Source organism: Niabella pedocola (assembly GCF_021044425.1).
Taxonomy (GTDB): Bacteria; Bacteroidota; Bacteroidia; order Chitinophagales; family Chitinophagaceae; genus Niabella; species Niabella pedocola.
Window position 1 is genome coordinate 369983 of sequence record NZ_JAJNEC010000007.1, and the last position, 19494, is coordinate 389476.

Below are 19494 nucleotides of genomic sequence, written 5' to 3' on the forward strand. Positions count from 1 at the left end.
TTGCACCCCTCCCGGTAACACGGGATCCGGTTCGGGACGTGGCGCAGCCCGGTAGCGCACTTGCATGGGGTGCAAGGGGTCGCTAGTTCGAATCTAGTCGTCCCGACGAATAGAAGCTCAGCAAATGCTGGGCTTTTTTATGCCCTTAGCGCATTCTGTAACAACGGTTCGTTGGTATATGAGGGTGGACCATGCAGCTCCAGCTTTGCGCTTTTACACCTCCATATTGTCATAACTTATAATAAGCCCATCGGACTGTATAGATCAACAACTCCTGCATGCATTCCGGGTTATATACCTACAACTGGCAGATTGAGTACCTGAAGTATGGTGTATTTCCCATGTAGATCAATGTAGCACCCGGCTTCCACTTTCACTTAGGTTGATGCTTGCGCCCCGGTGCAGGAAATTACAGGTCCGAATCCGATCTTTCCACAAAAAACCACTTTGCATAGAGCATGTAAAAACAAATGTTGCTGACCTTCGTTAACAACAGCTTTTTCATAGAATTTCAGGTGCCGGTTCCATTATCTCCCTGCATATTCCTTTAAAAATCAGAAATTGCGCTTATCTTCGCACCTTAATGAAAATTCTCATTAAGCAATCCAAGATCATCGACCCCACCTCCTCTTTTAATGGTCGCACCGCAGATATCCTTATCGTAAATGGAGTCATTCAGTCTATTGGTAAAAACCTGGTTCAGAAAGGCGCCAAAGTATTGGACGCAAAAGGGCTGCATATAAGTCCGGGCTGGACAGATCTGTTTGCAGACTTCGCGGATCCGGGATTCGAATACCGCGAAACGCTGGCAAGTGGCAGTGCCGCTGCTGCCGCCGGAGGGTTTACCGACGTATGTATTGTACCCAATACCAAACCGGCCGTTGATCAAAAATCAGTGGTGGAATATATTTGCGCAAAAGCCGCACAGTTGCCGGTAAGCATTCACCCGTTAGGTGCGGTTACTAAAAATACAGACGGTAAGGAACTGGCCGAGATCTATGATATGCGGCAGTCCGGCGCCATTGCCTTCACCGATGGCAAAAATGCCATCCAGTCTTCGGATATTATGGTAAAGGCCCTGCAATACATTAAGCCATTTAACGGGGTATTGATCCAGTTGCCGGATAATAAAGATATACAGCCCAACGGCCTGATGAATGAAGGCATCCTGTCTACGCGGTTAGGCCTCCAGGCAAAGCCGGCCATTGCCGAGGAGTTGTTGATTACCCGTGACCTTAAACTGGCCGAATATGCCGGTTCCCGCCTGCATCTTACAGGGGTTACCACCGCGGCTTCGCTGAAACTGATCAAAGAAGCCCGGCAGAAAAAAACAAATGTGACCGTTTCTGTAACACCCGCACACCTGTTTTTTACCGAGGAAGACCTCAACACCTACGATACCAACCTGAAGTTAAACCCGCCGTTGCGCACGGTTAATGACCGGAAGGCGCTGCTGAAAGGCATTACAGACGGCTCCATCGATTGTGTGGCTTCTCATCATATTCCTTATAATACCGATCATAAGATGGTGGAATTTGAATATGCCAAAAACGGGATGCTTGGCTTACAGACCGCCTACGCGGTGCTCAATACCGTATTACCGGAGATGCCGCAGGATCGCTGGGTAGAACTGCTGTCCATTAATCCCCGGAAGATACTGGGATTGCCGGTGCCCTCCATTGAGGAAGGAGCCGCCGCTTCATTAACGGTTTTTGATCCCGCCCGGCAATGGGTATTGAATACAGACGCGATCCTGTCGCAAAGCCGGAATTCCGCTTTCATTGGGAAAACCTTAACAGGAAAACCGCTGGGCATCATTCATAACAATCAGACAAATCTTTCATTTTAGTTTCACAACGCATGATTTTAAACGCAACCAGGAAGGGATTGATAACAGGCATACTGATGGTATTGCTGGGATTGCTGCTGCTTTGGCAGCAAGTACCTACAAACTCGGCTTTACAATACCTCGTATTTTTAATTTACGGAGCCGGTATTGTTTGGGCCGTATATAGCCAGAAAGGCGCGGCATTCGGCGTGCTGTTCAACCAGGGCTTTCGCTGTTTTGTTGTGGTGGCCCTGATCATGGCGCTTTATACATTTATTTATTTCCAGGCCAACGGAAAAATGATCGACCGTGAAATAGAAGCCACCAAACAGGAACGCCTGAAAACCGCTAAAGATTATAACCGTACACCGGATGAAATAGAACAGGAAGCAAAAACCACCCGCAAGTATTATGTTCCGATAATGGTATCGCAAACCATTTTCCAATACCTGCTGATTGGTGTAATTGTTACCGTTACCGCAGCAGGCACCTTATCTTTGTCAAAGAAAAACTAAAAATGGACATTTCTGTAGTTATACCTTTATTAAATGAAGAGGAATCGTTGCCCGAGCTGGCCGAATGGATTGCCCGGGTCATGCAGGAAAACCATTTCAGTTACGAGATCCTTTTTGTAGACGATGGCAGCACGGATGATTCCTGGCAGGTCATTTGTTCCCTACGTGAAAAAAACCCCAACATCCGGGGTATCAAATTCCAGCGCAATTACGGCAAGTCTGCCGCATTGAATGAAGCCTTCCGGGCCGCACAGGGTGATGTGGTCATTACCATGGATGCCGACCTGCAGGACAGTCCCGATGAAATACCCGAGCTGTTCAGAATGATCCGGGAAGACCGGTACGACCTGGTAAGCGGGTGGAAGAAAGTGCGGTATGACAATACGGTTACCAAAAACATCCCTTCCAAATTTTTCAATGCGGTTACCCGTAAAGTATCTAAAATACAGCTCAACGACTTTAACTGCGGCCTGAAAGCCTATAACCGGAAAGTGATCAAAAGCATTGAAGTATATGGGGAGATGCACCGCTACATACCGGTGCTGGCCAAATGGGCCGGCTTTAAAAAGATCGGGGAAAAGGTAGTAGAGCACCGCAAGCGCAAATACGGGGTAAGCAAATTTGGCTGGGATCGGTTTATCAATGGGTTCCTGGACCTGCTTTCGATTACGTTTGTAGGAAAGTTCTCCAAACGCCCGATGCACTTTTTCGGTGTTTGGGGCATGATCTTTTTCATGATCGGGATTTTATCTGCACTATACCTGATCATTACAAAATTTATCAGCAGCGATTTTTCCATTACCAATCGCCCGGTTTTTTATATTTCCCTGGTGGCCATCATCATCGGCGTACAGCTGTTCATGGCCGGTTTTATCGGGGAGCTGATCTCGCGGAACGCGCCAAGCCGGAATGCCTATTTAATTGAAGCAAAAACAGGGCTGGATTAATTTGTTTAAGGTTCAATGAAGCTTCAAGCATTCAATCGTAAACCGCTGTGCTTTCTTTTATGCCAAAAGTAATTATTATAGGACCTGCGCACCCCCTAAGGGGTGGATTGGCCACCTTCAATCACCGGCTTGCAAAAGCATTTACGGACAGCGGCTATGATTGTTCGGTTTGGTCCTTTTCATTACAATACCCATCCTTTCTTTTCCCGGGAAAATCGCAATATACGGATGATCCCGCACCGGAAAACATCACCATCCATACCCGTATCAATGCGGTTAATCCGTTTAACTGGATACAGGTTGGCCGTGAAATTGCAAAAGAAGCACCGGACATTGTAGTGGTCCGTTACTGGCTTCCCTTTATGGGGCCCGCGCTGGGCACTATTCTCCGGCAGATCCGGAAAAATAAAAAAACAAGGATCATCTGCATCGCCGATAATATCATTCCCCACGAAAAAAGACCCGGCGATATCCCTTTCACCAACTACTTTGTAAAAGCCTGTGATGGCTTTATCACCATGAGTGAAAAGGTGTTTGCCGATCTGCGCAGGTTTACCCAAAAGCCGGCCCTGCAGGTGCTTCATCCGTTGTACGACAATTTTGGTGCGCCTGTTTCCCAGGCCGAAGCACGCCGGCATCTGCAACTTCCGGAGGAGGAGCAGATCATTTTATTCTTCGGGTTCATCCGGAAATATAAAGGCTTGGACCTTCTGCTGGAAGCCATCTCGGTCATCAGCCATCAGAAATCAGAAATCAGAAATCAGAAATCTCAAACCTCAAATCTCAAATCTCAAACCTCAACTCCCAAATTGCTGATCGCCGGTGAATTTTACGAAGATGCGGCCGCCTACCAGGCCCTTATCGACCAGCTGGGCATCCGCGACTTACTGATCCTGCGAACCGATTTTATCCCTGACAGTGAGGTCAGGTATTACTTATGCGCCGCAGACCTGCTGGTACAACCCTACCGGAATGCCACCCAAAGCGGGGTAACACCCCTGGCCTATTATTTTGAAAAACCGATGGTGGTAACCAACGTAGGCGGTTTACCGGCACTGGTTCCGCATATGAAAAGCGGGCTGGTGGCCGAACCCGAACCCACCTCCATTGCCAATGCCATTAACGAATATTTCCGATTAGGAAAAACCCACTTTATTCCACATCTTCGCAGCGAAAAAGAAAAATACAGCTGGGATCACCTGGTCAATGCCATTGCTGATCTGGCTGATAAATCGAAAAAAGATGATTCACAGAAGTAAAGCACCTTTAAGGGTTGGACTCGCAGGCGGAGGCACGGATGTAAGCCCTTATTGCGATGAGTTCGGCGGCGCCATCCTTAATGCCACCATTTCTTTAAATGCCAATGCCACCATTGAACGAACCAACGACGGAAAGATTTCGCTCGAAGCCCTGGACCGGGATGAATCGGAAGTTTTCAGCTGGGCTGACACACTTCCCCTCAACGGGCACCTCGATCTGCTAAAAGGTGTTTACAACCGCATACAAAAAGATTATCCGTTCACCAATGAAGGGTTCCGCCTGAGCACTTATGTAGATGCACCGGCCGGATCCGGTTTGGGAACCTCCTCCACCCTGGTGGTAGCTATTGTTGGAGCATTTGTAGAAATGTTGCAGCTTCCCCTGGGTGAATACGATATTGCACACTATGCCTACGAGATCGAGCGCAGTGACCTGCAGCTCGCCGGCGGCCGCCAGGATCAATATGCGGCCACCTTCGGTGGGGTAAACTATATGGAGTTTTACAGCGATGACAAGGTGATCGTGAACCCCCTGCGCATCCGGCAGCGGTACCTGGATGAACTGGAAAACAACCTGCTTCTTTACTACACTTCCACCAGCAGGGAGTCGGCAAAGATCATCATTGAACAAAGCAAGAATGTAACCGACAAGAAAAGCCAGTCTATTGAAGCCATGCACCAGTTAAAACACCAGGCACAAATGATGAAAGAGGCCTTGTTAAAAGGACAGCTGGATGAAATTGGCCGGATCCTGAATATCGGCTTTGAGCAAAAACGCCGCATGGCTGCCGGTATCAACAACCAGCTGATCGATACCATCTATGAAACGGCCCAGAAGAACGGGGCTTCGGGAGGAAAGATCAGCGGCGCCGGTGGTGGTGGTTTTATGATCTTTTATTGCCCCGGCAATACCAAATATAAGGTACGGGCCAGCCTTGAACAGTTTGGCGGCCAGTACCGCAACTATCAATTTGTAAAACACGGTTTAAAAACCTGGACAGTTTAATTATGAATCATCAACTCCAATCTCTCGTACAGGCTTCTATTGATGTAAAAAAACAGGTACTGGAAGACGATCAGCTGCTGCAAACCGTAGCAACCGTAATCCGTACCATTGTAACGGCGTTTCAAAACGGCAACAGCGTATACTTTTGCGGCAATGGGGGAAGCGCGGCAGATGCCCAGCACCTGGCTGCAGAATTCAGCGGACGTTTTTATAAAGACCGCAAGGCTCTTCCGGCGGAAGCATTGCATTGCAATACATCCTACCTGACAGCAGTTGCCAACGACTATAGCTTTGACCTGATCTATTCCCGCATCATCGATGGTATCGGCAAAAGCGGCGATGTACTGATCGGGCTCAGCACTTCCGGAAATTCGCAGAATATTGTGCGGGCCTTTGAACACGCGAAGACCAAGGGCATGATCACCGTTGGATTCACCGGTGCCAGCGGCGGTCTTCTGAAAGCAAACGCAGACTTTTTGATCAATATCCCATCCTCTGATACCCCCCGTATCCAGGAATGCCATATGCTGCTGGGACATAGCATCTGCCAGCTGGTAGAGGAACAATATTTTCAATAAAGCGGTGCCGGGTTGTAAGTTCCGGACGCATACAGCAGCACCCGGAACTTGAGACCTGAAACGTTCTACAGGAACTTTAAACTGAAACAGATCGTATGCTTCAAAAACGTGTGGAAGGCAGCTGGGAAAAAGGCCAGGAGGCCATTGTACTGGCGGGCGGATTGGGTACCCGGTTGCGCGAAGCGGTGCCGGACCTTCCTAAATGTATGGCCCCCGTTGCGGGGCGTCCCTTTCTTTATTATGTGATCAATTACCTGCGCCGGCAGGGAATTCAGCGCATTGTTTTCAGCCTGGGTTATAAGCATGAAGTGATTGAAGATTACCTGGCCCGGGAGTTTTCAACCTTGCAATATGATTGCTGTATTGAAGAAGAACCGTTGGGAACCGGAGGTGCTATACAACTGGCTTTGCAAAAAACAACCGGGGATGATGTTTTTGTGGTAAACGGAGATAGCTTTTTTGCGTTTGACGCACAGCAGCTGTTAACCCTGCACCACCAAACTCAGGCGGATTGTACACTGGCCTTAAAATCCATGCAGCAGTTCAGCCGGTATGGCGTCGTAACCACCAACGAACAGCAGCAGATTTTAAGCTTCCGGGAAAAACAATATTATGAAAGCGGGCTGATCAACGCCGGCGTATACCTGATACAAAAAGCGGCTTTCCTGCAAAAAGGATTCCCCGCAAAATTTTCCTTTGAAAAGGAATACCTGGAGCAATTCGTAAACGAAGGAGCGTTTTCCGGCGCAGCCGCCGATGGATATTTTATTGACATCGGTATTCCTGAGGATTACAACCGCGCCCAGCACGACTTCCAGGCCCCTCCTTTTACCCTTGCAGCGTTAACCAGTGACTGGACGTTGTTCCTTGACCGGGATGGCGTTATCAATGAAGAGAAACCGGAGAGTTATGTATTTCATAAAGATGAATTCCGGTTTTATCCCGGCGTTCCGGAAGCCATTCATAAATTCACCCATTACTTCCGGCATGTGATCGTAGTTACCAATCAGCGTGGCATTGGCAAAGGATTGATGGATGAAGCCGCATTACAGGGCATTCATGATTTATTGAGCGATGAAATCAAAAAAAGCGGTGGTCATATTCCTGCCATTTATTTTGCAACGGCGGTAGATTCCCGCGATTTTTTCCGGAAACCCAACCCCGGTATGGCCTTACAGGCTGCAGCAGATTTTCCGGACATCGATCTTACACGGTCGGTGATGGTAGGCAATAATATTTCCGATATGAAATTTGGCCGCAATGCCGGCATGCGAACCATTTACCTCACCACAACCAATGCATCGGAGGAACTGCCCCATCCGTATATCGACCTGCAGTTACCCGACCTGAAGGCCCTGGCGGCCCAGCTTCCCTGATCAGAGATGGAGGTAATAGGGCTGCAATAACGCTTTGAACTCCGGCGTATATGCATTCCCGTTACGGATCACGATCCGTTCTTCCAGGTAATGGCCTTTCTTAAAGGTACCCGCCACCATGATCCGGAACGGCACATGTTTTTCTGTTTGATGTACATAACAGCAGCTGTTAAGATGCATGCCCAGGGGTTCCAGCTGCCGGATCAGCTCCGCCTCCCTCCTGGCCGGCAACAGCAGGAAAAAGGTACCGCCGGCAGTCAGTTGTTCCCGGATAAACAAAAGCAGTTGCTGCAGGGATAAGGCGGCACTATGATGTGCAATGTTTTTATGCAGTTGCCCGCCTTTAAGATCCTTTTCATAAAAGGGTGGATTGCTGATGATCACATCATATTTTTTTTGAAACGCCTGTTCCAGTACATCGCCCTTTATCAGCCGGATAGATGCCTGCCAGTCTGTTTGCGCAATATTTTCTGCAGCCTGTTGATAATCGGTTTCCTGTATCTCAACCGCATCAATCATTCGATTTCCGGTCTGTGCAATCATCAGGCTCAGCAATCCCGTTCCGGTTCCGATATCCAGTACTGTTGCCGCTTCCGCCACGATACGGCCGGCCACCCACGCTCCAAACAGACAGGCATCGGTGGTTACTTTCATCGCACAGCGGTCCTGGTAAATTACAAACTGTTTAAAACGGAAATACGGATTCGGCATATGCAAAGATGGAGAATAAACGGTAAAGAATGCTCTTCATAACCAGCAATGATCTTCTTCAGACGACAATATCAGTTATATTTGTGTGCAAATACCAATCACATAATTAAAACTTAAATCAATTCGTTTATAAAGAAAGGCCTCCGATAACGAAAACAAAGATGGAATTTGAATTATTAAAAACCGATCTGCTCAAAGTCTTTGAAAAAAAAGTAGCGGCTGCTGTTAGCAAATGCTTTAAGGACCTTTCCGAAACGGATTTTACCATACAGGACTTTAAACACTACCTGTTGGCCGGTGCGGTTGCCTCTTCTCAAATTGAGGGCAGCACCCTGGATCTGAACAGCTTTTTTGTCAGCAAGTCCAATCATAAAAACATCCGGGAAGTTAGAGAAATTGAACACTTAGTAAAAGCTTACCAGTATGCGAAACGCTATGAACTCACGCAAAAGGGTTTATTAAAATGCCACGAAATACTTTCCGGAAGTTTTACACATATCACAAAAGGACAAAAAGGAAGATACCGGAAAACACAGGTGGGCATTAGGGGCTGGCAGGGACTCGTCTACCTGGCCATCGAACCGGAACACGTACCGGATGAAATGAACAAATTATTTGCCGATATAGCCTTGTTACTCGAAGCAGCCTTAACCTTAAAGCAGGTGCTTTATTACGCAGCCTACATACATTTTATCTTTGCAAAAATACACCCCTTTGCCGATGGCAATGGCCGGGTAGCCCGTTTACTCGAAAAGTGGTTCCTTGCAGCACATTTAGGCACCGCTATTTGGGGTATTCCTTCAGAAAAATATTACTATGATAACCGGACCGCTTACTATAATGGTTTAAATGTGGGCATTGATTATTATGAAACGTTAAAACAAACCGATCGCATTTTACCGTTTCTCACCCTTTTGCCAAAAGCTGTTTGTTATAAACCAGTAGATTAATGAATTCCAATAAAAAAAAAATCATTATTGTCGGTCAGGGTATCAGTGGCACATTCCTTTCCTGGTTTTGCTACCAGGCAGGTATCGATTTTATCGTCATCGACGAACCGAGGCCCAATGTGCCTTCCAGGGTAGCGGCAGGCATCATCAACCCGGTAACCGGGCGGCGGGTCGTTAAAGTATGGCTGGATGATATCATCATTCCTTTCGCTGAACGTGCTTACCAGGCAATGGGCGCCTTCCTGAATCTGCCTGCCATTACCAAAACCGCAATCGTTGATTTCTTTCCCAATCCCTTCATGAAGGAAAGTTTCCTGAAAAAACTGGCACAGAAAGAAAATTATATCTCGATCCTTGAAAATGAAGCAGCCTATGCTCCTTATTTCAATTATGAATTTGGCATCGGGATGATCGAGCCGGCCTATGTAGTACACCTGCAGCAATTGCTGCCTGCCTGGAACGCTTTTCTAAAAAAACAAAACCTGCTGCTGGAAGAAACACTGGATGTTTCGGCGCTCGAAGTTCATCCGGATCATATCCGCTATAACGCAATAACGGCCACCACCCTGGTCTTTTGTGATGGTACCGCCGGTGCAGCCAATCCCTATTTTTCATTACTCCCCTTTGCACTAAATAAAGGAGAAGCCCTGCTCATTGAAGCCCCGGACCTGCCTTCCGGCCACCTGTATAAAAAATCCATGCTGCTGGCCCCCATGGCAGAGCCGGGCATTTTCTGGACCGGCACCAATTACATTTGGGATTTTGAAGACGAAAATCCTACGGCTGCCTTCTATCAGTCCGCCACCCAAACATTAAAACAATGGCTGAACATTCCGTTTAAGATTGTTGACCATAAGGCATCCGTACGCCCGGCCACCGTGGAACGCAGACCCTTTGCCGGCTTCCACCCCGTACATACCAATGTAGGTATCCTCAATGGTATGGGCACCAAGGGCTGTTCGCTGGCGCCGTATTTTGCACACCAGTTGGTGGAGCACCTGCGCGATCAACGTCCATTACAACCAGAGGTGGATATCAGCCGTTTTAAAAATATACTAAGCCGCCCGCTGCAGTAACAGGCCAACCGGTTATGAACCGTTACTCCCTTTTTTTACTGCCGCTTTTTAAAATCGATACCAGAATAAGGATAAACAGGGCCGCGCCCACCGCCCACATCCAGGGCTGAATCTGCACATCCGTCTTTGTAGTAGTGGTGGTTACCTTTTCTTCCTGTGCCTGGATGGCTACAGTACACAACAACAGGAAGATTGCTGAAAAGAAACGTAAAAGTGAATAGCGTACGGGGCTCATAACATAGATTTTACGGTGAATAATGCGCTGCCGCGTACCGGGCAACCGATGCGGGCAACAGATGTTAAACCTGAAACAAAATTGTTGCCAATTTTCCGTTTAGAAACGGTTCCGGCAGGCTCAGCCCCCGAAGCAACCCATCTGCTCAGCGGATAGCCCACCGCGTATTAACCAAAATATAGCAACGGTATGGGCAAATGAAACAAAAATTAATCATTTGATTAAAAAATTTGTTTAAATTAATTTTTCTTCCCAGCTTTGCAGTGTAATGGCAAAAAAGAAACAACAGGACACTTTATCCTCTGAAGAAAAAATAAAAGAGGCTGCCCGGAAAGTATTTATGGAAAAAGGCTATGCGGCCACCCGCACAAGGGATATTGCAGAAGCCGCCGGGATTAACCTGGCACTGCTGAATTATTATTTTCGCAGTAAAGAGAAATTATTTGAACTGGTGATGCAGGAGAAACTGAGTAGTTTTTTTGGACTGATACTTCCCGTACTCCAGGATCCGGCCTCCTCGCTCGACGACAAGATACATACCATTGCAGACCGGTACATCAGCATGCTGGCCGCCAATCCGGATCTTCCCCTGTTCGTGCTGAATGCAATGCGCAATGCACCCAAAAAATTTGCGGCCATGCTGAAGGGTGCCGACCATCTGCTGCAATCCGCATTTGCCCGGCAACTTAAAGAACGAAATCCGCATGTAGCGCCCGAGCAGCTCTTCATCAACATTATGTCGCTCTGCATCTTTCCTTTTGCCATGCGTCCGGGGCTAGAAGTGATTTCGCCGGAGATCGGGGCAACATTCAATGTGCTTATGGAAGAGCGGAAAAAGCTGGTGCCCAAATGGATGCGGGCCATGCTAAAGGTAAAATAGTTTTTTTGCCTTACAATTAATCAAATGATTAAATCAAACAATACATATAAAATATGAACCGGTTAACATCCTGCCTTCTGCTGCTCCTGCCCCTTTGGTGTGCCGGACAGTCGCTCAGCCTAGATGACTGTTATCAGCTGGCGAGGAAAAATTTTCCAACCATAAAAAAACAGGCGCTGCTGCAGCAAAGCACCCGGTACTCCATCGAAAATGCAGGCCGGTCCTGGTTACCGCAACTGTCCGTGAGCGGGCAGGCCACGTACCAAACAGATGTTACCAGGATCCCCATTGCCATGCCCGGGATGCCCGAATTGAGTAAGGACCAGTACCGCCTGCAGGGCGAAGTAACGCAAACCGTTTACGACGGAGGCATTTCCAAAAATCAAAAAGCGCTTTTAAAAACCGGTGAAGCCCTGCAATTACAGCAAATTGAAGTAAGTTTTCAAGCGGTTAAAGAACGGGTAGCCCAATTATTTTTTTCCAGCCTGTTACTGGCTGCCCAACTGAAACAACAGGAAATCTATAGCGCCAATATCGCCACATCACTGGAAAAAGCAAAAGCAGCCGAAAAAAACGGAACGGTGGCACCAAGCAGCGTAACCGAGCTAAAAGCGGAACAGATGAAAGCAGCTATGGCAAATGCCGAGATCCGTTCCGATCAAAAGGCTGTACAGGAAATGCTGGCCCTCCTGATCGGAGCCCCGGTAACAGACGCATTGATACCGCCGGCACCCCAGCATGTTGATTTGGACATCCTTCGTCCCGAGCTGCAGGTTTTTGAATTGCAGAAAAAAAATGTGGCGATACAGGAAAAAGCCCTCATAACCGGCTGGACACCTAAAATTGCAGCTTTTGTACAGGCCGGTTATGGACGTCCTGCATTGAATGTACTTAAAAATTCCTTCGATGCCTTTGCCATAGGCGGTATACGGTTCAGCTTTCCCCTCGGCAGTTTATATACCTATCAGAACAATAAAAAAATACTGGAGCTTAACCGCAGCGAACTTGAAGCAGATAAAGAAACATTTATATTAAACACAAAAACCGCACTGGCAAAAGAAGCCAATGCGATAGAGAAGTATACAGCGCTCCTGCAACAGGACGATACCATCATAGCATTGCGCACGCAGGTTACCCGGTCTTCCCTCGCCCAGCTGGAAAACGGCGTCGTCACCACGCACGAATACATTACCCAGCTCAACGCCGAGCACCTGGCCAAACAAATTAAAAACCTGCACCAGGTACAATTGCTGAATGCGCAGGTGAACTATCAAACTATTTCCGGACATTAAACCGTACAACTATGAAACTGAATTTTCTCAGCGGGTTGTTTTTCATACTCCTGGCCTGTAACGGAAACAAAAAGGACTTTGATGCAGCGGGCAATTTTGAGGCAGATGAAGTCATTGTATCGGCAGAGCAAAGCGGTACGCTCCTCCGGTTCGCCATCCAGGAAGGAGATCTACTGCAAAATCGCCAGGTGGTAGGTCAGATCGACGTAACGCTGCAGCAACTGCAACAGGAACAAACCCAGGCAACGATCTCCGCGCTTCAGCAGCAGGTAGTATCACCGGTCGAAGAGATCCGGTTGGCAGAACGGCAGCTGGCTACACAGGAATCGCTTTTGCAAAATCAGAAAAAAGAGCGCCAGCGGCTGCAAAATCTTGTAGCGGCCGCAGCCGCACCGCAAAAACAACTGGATGATATGAATGCCCAGATCATACAAACAGAAAAACAAATGGCGGTGACCCGGCAGCAGATCAGCCTGCACCGTTCTAATGCCGCCACAAGAAACAGGGCCATTCTCAGCGAACGGGCACCGCTTGAAAAAGCAAAGGCTCAAACACAGTTGCAGGTAGAAAAGGGACAGATCATCAATCCTGTAGCGGGTACGGTATTGACTAAATATGCCCTGCAGGGAGAAATGACAACAATCGGGAAAGCGCTATATAAAATTGCCAACCTGGATACGCTTACACTAAGGGCGTATATAACAGGCGATCAATTACCTGCGCTTAAACTGCAACAGCTGGTTACTGTACGCATTGACAATGGCAACCAGTCTTACAAAAACTACAGGGGTACCGTCAGTTGGATCAGTGACAAAGCCGAATTCACGCCTAAAACGATCCAAACCAAAAATGAGCGCGCCAACCTCGTATACGCGCTAAAAATCCGGGTTAAAAATGACGGGTATCTAAAGATCGGCATGTATGGTGAAGCCTTATTCCATGAAAAAAAATAATTTACATACTCCCCCGGACGCCGTTCCTGCAGATACGCCCATTATAGCAGCCCACCTCAGCAAAAGCTATAACAAAGGAACCGTGGCGGCGCTTTCCGACGTATCGCTGGAGGTAAAAAAGGGCGAACTGTTCGGACTGATCGGACCGGATGGAGCAGGAAAAACAACGCTCTTCCGTATCCTCACAACCCTTCTGCTGGCCGACGAAGGGCAGGCCTGGGTATCCGGATACGATGTTGTAAAAAACTTTAAACAGATCCGCCGGACCGTTGGGTACATGCCGGGAAAATTTTCTTTATACCAGGATTTGACCGTTCAGGAAAACCTGACATTCTTTGCCACCCTTTTTGGTACAAGTGTGGAAACACACTATGAGTTGATAAAGGATATTTATGACCAGATCAAACCGTTCAGCGACCGCAGGGCAGGAAAACTCTCCGGGGGCATGAAACAAAAATTGGCGCTATGCTGCGCACTGATTCACAAACCAGCGGTGTTATTTCTTGATGAGCCAACCACCGGTGTTGATGTGGTTTCCCGGAGAGAGTTCTGGGAAATGCTGCAACAACTGAAGCAACAGGGCATTACCATACTGGTATCTACCCCTTATATGGAGGAGGCCGTACGGTGCGACCGTATTGCCCTCATCCAGAACGGCCGGATCCTTCATGTAGATACGCCTTCCCGGATCACCGGGGCCTTTCCTGTAAATCTATATGCCGCCAAAGCTGCATCGATCTATACACTGTTAAAAGACCTGAGGTCCTGGAACCAGGTAGAAAGTTGCTATGCTTTTGGAGAATGGCTGCATGTAACACTCCGGCAGGATACCGGCAATGGCCAGGCACTGATCCGGGAATATGCGGCATCCAGGGCGCATGCGCAGGTAGTTGTTCAAACCATTGCGCCCACCATCGAAGACAGTTTTATACGACTCGCAACCTCAAATACATTGCCTTATGGATCCGGTCATTAACCATCAGCTTCCATCTCCGGCCACTGCGGATGCCGCCATTGAATGCCGGGAACTCTCCAAAAAATTCGGCGATTTTATGGCCGTGGACCGGATCAGCTTCCATGTGCAGCCGGGTGAGATCTTCGGGTTCCTGGGCGCCAATGGTGCGGGAAAAACCACCGCCATGCGGATGCTTTGCGGGCTCTCCTATCCGAGCTCGGGCCACGCTACCGTAGCAGGATTTGATGTATACCGGGAACAGGAAAAGATCAAACAGCATATCGGGTACATGAGCCAGAAATTTTCCCTGTATGATGACCTTACGCCCCTGGAAAATATCCGGTTCTTTGGCGGTGTTTACGGCGTTGCAGAAAGGGTGATCAAAGAACGGAGCCGTGAACTGGTGCAGTCGCTGGGCCTGGAAAAGGAGGCAAACAAACTGGTAGGCGCACTGCCGTTGGGCTGGAAACAAAAACTGGCATTTGCAGTAGCGCTGTTCCACCGGCCCCGGATCGTTTTCCTGGACGAGCCTACGGGAGGAGTAGATCCGGTAACCCGGCGGCAGTTCTGGGATATGATTTATGAAGCGGCTGAAAAGGGTGTTACCATTTTTGTAACCACCCATTATATGGACGAAGCTGAATACTGTGACCGGGTAACGATTATGGTTGATGGCAAGATAGAGGCGCTGGATACACCGGTTCATCTGAAACACCGGTTTCACTGCGACAATATGGATGAAGTGTTTTACCGGCTCGCCAGAACGGCCCAACGCAGTGATGCCTGAAGCCTTCAGGTGATTACCGGTAGTTGTATATGAATGACCAATAATCCGCAGAAAGATGAAACAATTATTCGTTTTTATCCGCAAAGAGTTCTACCATGTCTTCCGGGACCGGCGGACGCTCCTCATCCTGTTCGGACTTCCCCTGGTACAGATCCTGCTCTTTGGTTACGCCCTCACCAGCGAGGTAAAAAATATAGATCTTGTAGTTACCAATGTTTCCAACGACGTTCTCGGGCAGCGGCTTACAAACCAATTGAGGTCTTCTGCATTTTTCAACGTACAGGAACAGCCGCTTTCCCCCACACAAATAGAAAGCGCTTTTAAAAAAGGACAGATCAAAGCGGCCCTGATCATTCCTGCCGGCTTTAGTGCCGATTTTACCAAAGCAAGGCATGCAACGCTCCAGCTGCTTACAGACGGCAGCGAACCCAATATCTCAAAAACCGTTCTTCAATATGTGAATGCCATTGTACAGGATTTCCAGCGTGCGCAACAACCCGTCACATCCATATCTCCGGTCATTACGCCAGAGGTGCGTCTCTTATACAATGAGGAAGGAAATGGTTCCATCAACTATGTGCCGGGGGTGTTGGCGCTCATATTGATGATCGTTTGTACCGCACTGACCTCCGTAGCGGTGGTCCGGGAAAAGGAAACCGGCACCATGGAGATCCTGCTGGTATCCCCGTTCAAACCCGTGATGGTATTGGTTGCAAAGGCCATTCCGTTTCTGATCCTCTCACTGGCCAATTTCGCATTTATCCTGCTGCTGGCCGTTTACCTGTTACAGGTACCCATAGCCGGGAGCCTTCTCCTGTTGTTCATAATTACCTTGCTGTTTATCGCTACCAGCCTGTCATTCGGATTGCTGATTTCCAACGCAACCAATTCCCAGCAGGTAGCCCTGCTCATTTCCATGATGGGCCTGATGCTGCCCACCATCATTTTTACCGGGTTTATTTTCCCCCTGGAGAATATGCCCTTACCCTTCCGGTGGATCTCCAACCTGGTGCCTGCCAAGTGGTATTACGCTGCCGTAAGATCGGTTATGTTGAAAGGGCTGGGATTGGCTGATGTATGGAAGGAGATGAGCGTGCTTTGTGGTATGACCATCGTATTGCTGTCGATCACCGTAAAACGGTTTAAAATCAGATTAGCATGAAAAGACTTCGCTTCATATTGCAGAAAGAATTCCGCCAGATGTTCCGGGACCGCACCATCCTGGCGATGATGTTCATGCTTCCCCTCATTCAATTGGGCATATTGCCGCTTGCCATGAACCTGGATGTAAAGCATATCAACCTTGCCATCGTCGATAACGACCACAGCACCTACACGCAAAAACTGATTTCCAAAATAGGCGCATCCGGCTATTTTATAATTGTAACGACAGCACCGGCCTATAAGCAGGCCTTGTTTACATTGGAGAACGGCACGGCCGATATCATCCTGGAAATACCGGCATCATTTGAGCGCAATCTTATAAGAGAAGGCAGTCAGCCGTTGAATGTAACGGTTGACGCCATCAATGGCATCAAATCCGGTATCGGTGCTGCCTACCTGCTCACCGTCATCCGGGACTTTAACCAGGATATCCGGCTCCTGAACAACGGGCAACCAGTTATCGCTCCGGCAGTGATCGATACGGCCACGTCTGCCTGGTTCAACCCTTATGAAAAATTCACCTGGTATATCGTTCCCGGTGTTTTGGTATTATTGCTTACCCTGGTTGGAGGATTTCTTTCTGCCCTCAATATTGTGCGTGAAAAAGAGATCGGCACTATTGAACAGATCAATGTAACCCCTGTAAAAAAGTGGCAATTCATTTTGGGGAAACTGGTTCCCTTCTGGGTGGTGGGTATGATCGTATTAACCGTCGGGCTGCTGGTTGCACGGCTTTTTTATGGTATCATTCCGGTGGGCAGTCTTTTTCTCCTGTACCTGCTGGCAGCAGTTTACCTGATCGCGCTGCTGGGGTTCGGGCTGCTGGTATCCACCATCAGTAATAATCAATTACAGGCCATGTTCATTGCCTTCTTTTTCATTATGATCTTTGTTTTAATGAGTGGGCTGTTTACGTCGGTAGACAGTATGCCGGCCTGGGCACGAACCATTGCCGCCGGCCTCCCCATTACCCATTTTATGAAAGCAGTCCGCATGATCATACTAAAAGGAAGCAGCTTTAAGGATGTATTGCCGGTCTTTATCATTGAAGGCCTGTTTGCCATCGGGCTCAATGCGCTGGCCATCTGGAATTACCGTAAAACCCAATAGGCTTATATTTTACTGCGCGGGCTTGCTGATCCAGATCCTGTTAAAGTACAACGCTCCTTCCGCCCCCGGCGCCGCTTTAAAGGATACCTGGTAAAACCCCGCCTTTGGAAAATGTAATCGTCCCAGTGAAGTGTTTGCAAACTCATCCGTATAGCTGGAATGAGGCTCCGCCACAATGGTACCGGATGGCTTTAATTGCTGTTCCAGGTGCTCGTCTGTAACCCGCACGGATACATTCGCAGCATTTTTTGAATGGTTATGATAGGAAAGATCCATCTGGTAATTTCCGCCCTCCGGTATATATACTTCCCAGCTCAGTGTACCTTCTTTATCCAGCACCAGGTGTGTGGGACGCAGACCGTCGTAACGCATCACCTTAAAGTTTGAAGACCGCTCCCATACATTGGAAGCTGTAAGAGCGAAGCCGCCAAAGGTAGATTCCGCCACCATCTCCCCATCCAGTGTTACAGGCGCCGGGTACTGCAATACTACCACCGAAACAAAAGGATCAGCGGCCGCATCCGGTAAGCGGATATGCGTTAGCGGTCCGTTTTGTGTGAACGGCAACGGTTTCTTTCCCGCAGCTGTAATGAGTTCAGCCTTTTCGGGTTTGGACAGGATGCCGGAAAGACGCAATACCCTATCCAGCGGCCAGTTATATACATGCAGGTACACAAGCTGTTTGTTGTTTACCTTTTTTGTGGTGATCCTTCCCCAGTCGTGCTGGCCCGCACGCAGCTCCAGGCCCGTACAGCCATAAATAGCGGCACCATTTTTTGCCAGCCATTTACCCATATCCTCCAGGCGACGCACCCCTTCATACGGGATCGATCCGTCGGCCCTTGGTCCTACATTCAATGTAAAATCGCCGTTAAGGCTTACATTTCCGATGAGTGATTGCAATAACTGGCTGGTCGATTTCCATTCATTTTCCTGGCCATAATATCCCCAGGAATGTGCAATGGTCCCCGAGGTTTCCCAGGGATGTGCCGTATAAGCCGAGCCGAATTCGTTATCGCCCTTCGACTCAAAATCCACACCAGGATCATCTGCCGGCAAACCGATACGGGAGTTGATCAAACAGTTTGGCTGCAATTCCCGTATCAGGCGCACCACCTGGTCCAGCTGCTCCTTCTTCACTACGGTCTTTTTATAATTCAGCCACATATCAAACCAGAACATCGAAATGTCGCCATAATTGGTCAATAATTCCCGCAACTGTGGAATTACTTTCTCCTGCCAGTATTTATCATACTCCTCGTCCTTTATACCGGTGAGTTCCTTATTATGATCCCATCCGTACGGATGGTCCCAATCTACCCAATGCGAATAATAAAAACCCAGCTTTATGCCATGTTTCTTACAGGCGGCGGCCAGCTCTTTGATCACATCCCGGTTGGTACCGCTTAATTTGGTCAGATTATAATCGCTCACCTTGCTGTTCCAAAGTGCCACGCCGTCATGATGCTTGGAGGTGATGGTTATGTATTTCATACCGGCCTTTTTCGCCAGCAATACCCATTCTTCCGGGTTGATGCGCTTCCAGTCGAACCGTTTTGCCAACGTACCGTATTCCTCTTTTGAAATACGGTTGCGGTAACGGATCCATTCCGCATAGTTATTTCCATACCGCAACGGTTCCCCCTTCCACATTCCTTCTGCCGCACTGTACAATCCCCAGTGAATAAACATTCCGAAACGGGCATCGGTAAACCATTTTGTTTTTGCTGCAGCAGGTTCCGGTTGAGCATGGAGCGTAACGGCGGCTACCACCATACTCCAGAGAAATACGATCTTTAATTTCATACGTAAACTGATTCCGGCTAAGATACGTAACTTTTGCAGTGGTACCGCTTTTCCGCCCCTAGCAAA

The 19494-nt window shown here is 48.3% G+C and carries 19 protein-coding genes and 1 tRNA gene; 17 read left to right on the forward strand and 3 right to left on the reverse strand.

Annotated features, from left to right (window positions below):
- Positions 1-32 precede the first annotated feature (32 nt).
- The 8 genes from LQ567_RS22505 to LQ567_RS22540 all read left to right on the forward strand — a co-directional run bounded on the left by LQ567_RS22505 (position 33) and on the right by LQ567_RS22540 (position 7509).
- A tRNA-Pro gene (locus LQ567_RS22505) sits at positions 33-106 on the forward strand.
- A gap of 477 nt (positions 107-583) precedes the next feature.
- Positions 584-1849, forward strand: a complete 1266-nt coding sequence (locus tag LQ567_RS22510; RefSeq protein ID WP_231008104.1) for a dihydroorotase — start codon at positions 584-586, stop codon at positions 1847-1849.
- Between the two features lie 11 nt (positions 1850-1860).
- Positions 1861-2343 (forward strand): DUF4199 domain-containing protein, encoded by a 483-nt coding sequence (locus LQ567_RS22515; protein ID WP_231008105.1) that lies wholly within the window; start codon positions 1861-1863, stop codon positions 2341-2343.
- A gap of 2 nt (positions 2344-2345) precedes the next feature.
- Complete coding sequence (locus LQ567_RS22520; RefSeq protein WP_231008106.1) at positions 2346-3290, forward strand: glycosyltransferase family 2 protein; 945 nt, start codon at positions 2346-2348, stop codon at positions 3288-3290.
- Positions 3291-3349: 59 nt separating this feature from the next.
- Positions 3350-4549, forward strand: a complete 1200-nt coding sequence (locus LQ567_RS22525) for a glycosyltransferase (protein ID WP_231008107.1) — start codon at positions 3350-3352, stop codon at positions 4547-4549.
- Entirely contained in the window at positions 4533-5555 is a 1023-nt protein-coding gene (locus LQ567_RS22530) for a GHMP family kinase ATP-binding protein (RefSeq protein ID WP_231008108.1), read from the forward strand. Before LQ567_RS22525 ends, LQ567_RS22530 begins: the two co-directional genes overlap by 17 nt.
- A gap of 2 nt (positions 5556-5557) precedes the next feature.
- Positions 5558-6133, forward strand: coding sequence for a D-sedoheptulose-7-phosphate isomerase (locus LQ567_RS22535; protein ID WP_231008109.1), 576 nt, complete (start codon positions 5558-5560; stop codon positions 6131-6133).
- Positions 6134-6228: 95 nt separating this feature from the next.
- Positions 6229-7509, forward strand: coding sequence for an HAD-IIIA family hydrolase (locus LQ567_RS22540; RefSeq protein WP_231008111.1), 1281 nt, complete (start codon positions 6229-6231; stop codon positions 7507-7509).
- On the opposite strand, the gene LQ567_RS22545 is transcribed toward LQ567_RS22540, so the two are convergent.
- Positions 7510-8220 (reverse strand): tRNA1(Val) (adenine(37)-N6)-methyltransferase, encoded by a 711-nt coding sequence (locus LQ567_RS22545; RefSeq protein WP_231008112.1) that lies wholly within the window; start codon positions 8218-8220, stop codon positions 7510-7512.
- 161 nt (positions 8221-8381) lie between these two features.
- Between LQ567_RS22545 and LQ567_RS22550 the strand changes: the two genes are divergently transcribed.
- Both LQ567_RS22550 and LQ567_RS22555 read left to right on the forward strand, forming a co-directional pair.
- The gene (locus LQ567_RS22550; protein WP_231008113.1) at positions 8382-9170 is read left to right on the forward strand and encodes a Fic family protein; all 789 of its coding nucleotides are present in this window, start codon (positions 8382-8384) and stop codon (positions 9168-9170) included.
- Complete coding sequence (locus LQ567_RS22555; protein ID WP_231008114.1) at positions 9170-10246, forward strand: NAD(P)/FAD-dependent oxidoreductase; 1077 nt, start codon at positions 9170-9172, stop codon at positions 10244-10246. The genes LQ567_RS22550 and LQ567_RS22555 overlap by 1 nt, the downstream gene beginning before the upstream one ends.
- Positions 10247-10268: 22 nt before the next feature.
- Here LQ567_RS22555 and LQ567_RS22560 read toward each other — a convergent pair whose 3' ends face one another.
- A complete protein-coding gene (locus LQ567_RS22560) occupies positions 10269-10481 on the reverse strand; it encodes a hypothetical protein (protein ID WP_231008115.1) in 213 nt (70 codons plus the stop codon).
- 268 nt (positions 10482-10749) lie between these two features.
- Between LQ567_RS22560 and LQ567_RS22565 the strand changes: the two genes are divergently transcribed.
- Genes LQ567_RS22565 through LQ567_RS22595 form a run of 7 tightly spaced genes read left to right on the forward strand, consistent with a single transcriptional unit; the run spans position 10750 to position 17622 of the window.
- Positions 10750-11361 (forward strand): TetR/AcrR family transcriptional regulator, encoded by a 612-nt coding sequence (locus LQ567_RS22565; RefSeq protein WP_231008116.1) that lies wholly within the window; start codon positions 10750-10752, stop codon positions 11359-11361.
- Between the two features lie 53 nt (positions 11362-11414).
- Positions 11415-12653: a TolC family protein gene (locus LQ567_RS22570; RefSeq protein ID WP_231008117.1), complete on the forward strand. Its 1239-nt coding sequence runs from the start codon at positions 11415-11417 to the stop codon at positions 12651-12653.
- Positions 12654-12664: 11 nt separating this feature from the next.
- On the forward strand, positions 12665-13606 hold the full coding sequence (locus tag LQ567_RS22575) for an HlyD family secretion protein (protein ID WP_231008118.1): 942 nt from the start codon (positions 12665-12667) through the stop codon (positions 13604-13606).
- Complete coding sequence (locus LQ567_RS22580; RefSeq protein ID WP_231008119.1) at positions 13593-14582, forward strand: ABC transporter ATP-binding protein; 990 nt, start codon at positions 13593-13595, stop codon at positions 14580-14582. Before LQ567_RS22575 ends, LQ567_RS22580 begins: the two co-directional genes overlap by 14 nt.
- Positions 14566-15348: an ABC transporter ATP-binding protein gene (locus tag LQ567_RS22585; protein ID WP_231008120.1), complete on the forward strand. Its 783-nt coding sequence runs from the start codon at positions 14566-14568 to the stop codon at positions 15346-15348. The genes LQ567_RS22580 and LQ567_RS22585 overlap by 17 nt, the downstream gene beginning before the upstream one ends.
- Positions 15349-15403: 55 nt before the next feature.
- A complete protein-coding gene (locus LQ567_RS22590) occupies positions 15404-16510 on the forward strand; it encodes an ABC transporter permease (protein WP_231008122.1) in 1107 nt (368 codons plus the stop codon).
- Positions 16507-17622 (forward strand): ABC transporter permease, encoded by a 1116-nt coding sequence (locus LQ567_RS22595; protein ID WP_231008123.1) that lies wholly within the window; start codon positions 16507-16509, stop codon positions 17620-17622. The genes LQ567_RS22590 and LQ567_RS22595 overlap by 4 nt, the downstream gene beginning before the upstream one ends.
- A 9-nt stretch (positions 17623-17631) precedes the next feature.
- Here LQ567_RS22595 and LQ567_RS22600 read toward each other — a convergent pair whose 3' ends face one another.
- Positions 17632-19428: an alpha-L-fucosidase gene (locus tag LQ567_RS22600; RefSeq protein ID WP_231008125.1), complete on the reverse strand. Its 1797-nt coding sequence runs from the start codon at positions 19426-19428 to the stop codon at positions 17632-17634.
- Between the last annotated feature and the right edge of the window lie 66 nt (positions 19429-19494).